1 protein-coding gene and 1 other annotated feature are annotated in these 3,040 nt (G+C 40.4%); the gene reads right to left on the bottom strand.

Annotated elements, in window-relative coordinates; genetic code table 11:
- Nucleotides 1-216: 216 nt before the first annotated feature.
- Nucleotides 217-438: a binding site (T-box leader), on the bottom strand.
- A 106-nt stretch (nt 439-544) separates the two neighbouring features.
- The coding region (gene carB, locus ACRCJ0_RS11380) for a carbamoyl-phosphate synthase large subunit (RefSeq protein ID WP_431390490.1) at nt 545-3,040 on the bottom strand (2,496 nt) is incomplete at its 5' end.

Genomic DNA, 3,040 nt, shown 5'->3' with positions numbered 1-3,040 from the left:
TTTAATCACCGGAAAATGGCTATCTCTCATCCTAACGTGGACACTACGTCCTTGTTCAGTTTTTTAACCTAACAAGAAATCTTTAAAGCGCGGTTCAATTGGTTGATATCAGTAGTCTCACACCATCACTACTTCGCTTGGCATACGCCCCAATTTACTTTCTTTATCTACGATTCATTTATATATAAAAAAGCCCCGTTCCATGTTCAAATAGAACATAGAGACGGGGCTTAGCCGTGGTACCACTCTAGTTAACTCAAATTGACAAATAATTGAATTCACTCGATTTTGTTAACGCTGCATCAGCGAAATTAGCTACTTGCTTTCACCAATTTATCTATGAAGTGCGGTTCAGTGATGTCGTCATATTAGGCTTCCACTCTATCCTAACTCGCTGTGAATCCAATCATCATTTACTCTCTTCATACTTGATCTTTAATATTTCCATTATTTTATTAGGAAATAATGATAAAGTCAAATGTTTTATCAGAGTATTTTTAAGTTAGTGATATGTTTTTTACATCACTGTCTTGCATAGAATTCATTAAACCATAGCGCCAACCGCTTTTTCGTCCAAAACTTTCGTATAGGCTTTAAAGGTATCTAGGTGGGTAAACAATGACGCTAATTGGCTGATGGCAGTCAATCTAGTCGTCAACCCTTTTTCATACCCTGGCACATTACCCGTTGTATCCACCACTAATTGCACATCGTTTTCAGTGATGTATTGGTTTAACTCATCTGTATTTGAGAAGACTGTAAAGTTATCTGATTCAAGCTTTTCGTCTGCGTCATTGATGTAGATTGCTAATGGGTAACCTGCCTTATGCAACTTGGTCAAGTCCGCTTCGATTTCTCCTAAATCTGCTTTAAACAAGTTGAAGACAATCGCACCATCATCAGTCGCTTGAATGTTGGCTCCTTCAAAGGCTCTTTGTAGGGCAATGGCGTATGTCTTACCTGACCCCATCACTTCACCAGTTGATTTCATTTCTGGACTAACCGCTGGATCAACACCATTTAATTTAGTGAATGAGAAGACCGGTGCTTTCACATGGACTTGGTCATCAGTATAGTCGAATACCCCGCTAGTATAGCCTTGCGCTTGTAAGCTAGTCCCCATGATCACGTTTGTAGCAATTTGCGCGATTTCAATATCTGTTACTTTTGATAAGAATGGCACTGTACGGCTGGCTCTAGGGTTCACTTCGATAATAAAGACTTTATCATTTTCCACGATGAACTGGATATTCACCATCCCAATTGTGCCTAAGCCATTTCCAATTTTGATGGTTTCATCGATAATTTGGTCGATGACAGCTTGTGATAATCTTTGTGTAGGGAAAACAGCCATGGAGTCACCTGAGTGGACACCCGCTGCTTCGATATGTTCCATGATACCTGGGATAAAGACATCCGTGCCGTCGCAAATGGCGTCCACTTCAACTTCAATCCCTTGAACGTAGTGGTCAATCAAGATTGGCGCTTCTTGTTTTAATTTATGACTTTCAACCAAGGCGTCATTCATGTAAGTGGTTAAGTTTTCTTCGTCATAAACCACTTCCATCCCTCTACCACCTAGGACAAATGATGGTCTAACAAGTACTGGGTAGCCACCAATTTTTTCTGGGATAGCTAGCGCTTCTTCTAAGGTTAAGGCTGTAGCACCTTCTGGTTGGGCAATATTTAATTGGGTTAATGCTTGTTCGAATAATTTTCTATCTTCAGCTCGGTTCATGTCTTCAACCGATGTCCCAAGAATTTGGATACCAGCTTCTTTCAAGTCATTGGCCAAGTTGATGGCAGTTTGTCCACCGAATTGAATCATGACACCGATTGGTTGCTCCCGTTCAATAATAGCCATCACATTTTCAAAAGTAACTGGTTCAAAGAATAATTTGTCAGAGATCGAGAAATCAGTAGATACTGTTTCAGGGTTAGAGTTGATAATCAAGGCTTCATACCCTGCTTTTTGTAAGGCTTTAACACAGTGAACAGTTGCGTAGTCAAACTCAATTCCTTGTCCGATTCTGATTGGACCAGAACCTAATACTAAAACAGATTCTTTATCAGTAGCTGTATTAACTTTGTTTTCACCAGCATAAGAGGTGAAGTAGTAGCCTGCCTCACCGTAGTCACCCATACCCCAGATGGTTACAGGGACAAAATTAGGTGCAAGGGCATGTTCATCTCTAAAGGATTTCACTTCATTCACGGTTACTTTGGCAAGTTGCGCAATTGTTTGGTCATCAAAGCCGTTTAATTTTGCTTCTGCCACAACACCTTTATCTAGCGGTTGATCTTTAAGCGCTGCTTCAATGTCCACGATATGTTTGATAGCTTTTAGGAATAATGGGCGGATTTTCGTATGGTCTTCAGCTTCTTCTACAGTCATTCCACGACGAATCGCCTCTGCCAAGTAGAAGATACGGTCATCTTTCACTTCGACAATTTCTTTTAAAATTTTCTCGTCTGACGCTTTAGCAGCATCCACATCGAATAAGTGTGGGTGACCGTTATCAAGCGATTGGATTGATTTCAACAAGGCTTCTTCAATCGATTGACCTAGTGACATTACCTCACCAGTTGCCTTCATTTGCGTCGTTAAGCTTCTATCTGCATTTTTGAACTTGTCGCTTGACCAACGTGGCACTTTTGCAACAGTATAAGTAATATTTTTTGGATCATATTCGGAAAAAGTCGTTTCAGTGTAAGGGTTGTATAATTCGTCAAAGCGATACCCTACTGCGATTTTAGCTGCCACTCTGGCAATGGGGAAACCTGTCGCTTTTGAAGCTAGGGCTGATGAACGAGACACACGAGGATTTACCTCAATAATGTAGTATTCCTGTGTATCAGGTTTTAAGGCAAGTTGTACATTACAGCCACCTTCAATTTCTAAGGCTTGAATAATTTTAATGGCTACATCTGCTAGCATGTCATTTTGTGCTTGATCAAGTGATTGATTAGGGGCAAACACAATTGAATCACCTGTATGTACACCAACTGGGTCGAAGTTTTCCATCGAAGTGATGACTTT

The sequence above is a fragment of the Aerococcus sp. L_32 genome, from assembly GCF_050689315.1.
The sequence above is the reverse complement of the archived record's forward strand: the minus strand, read 5'-3'. Positions and strand labels throughout refer to the sequence as shown.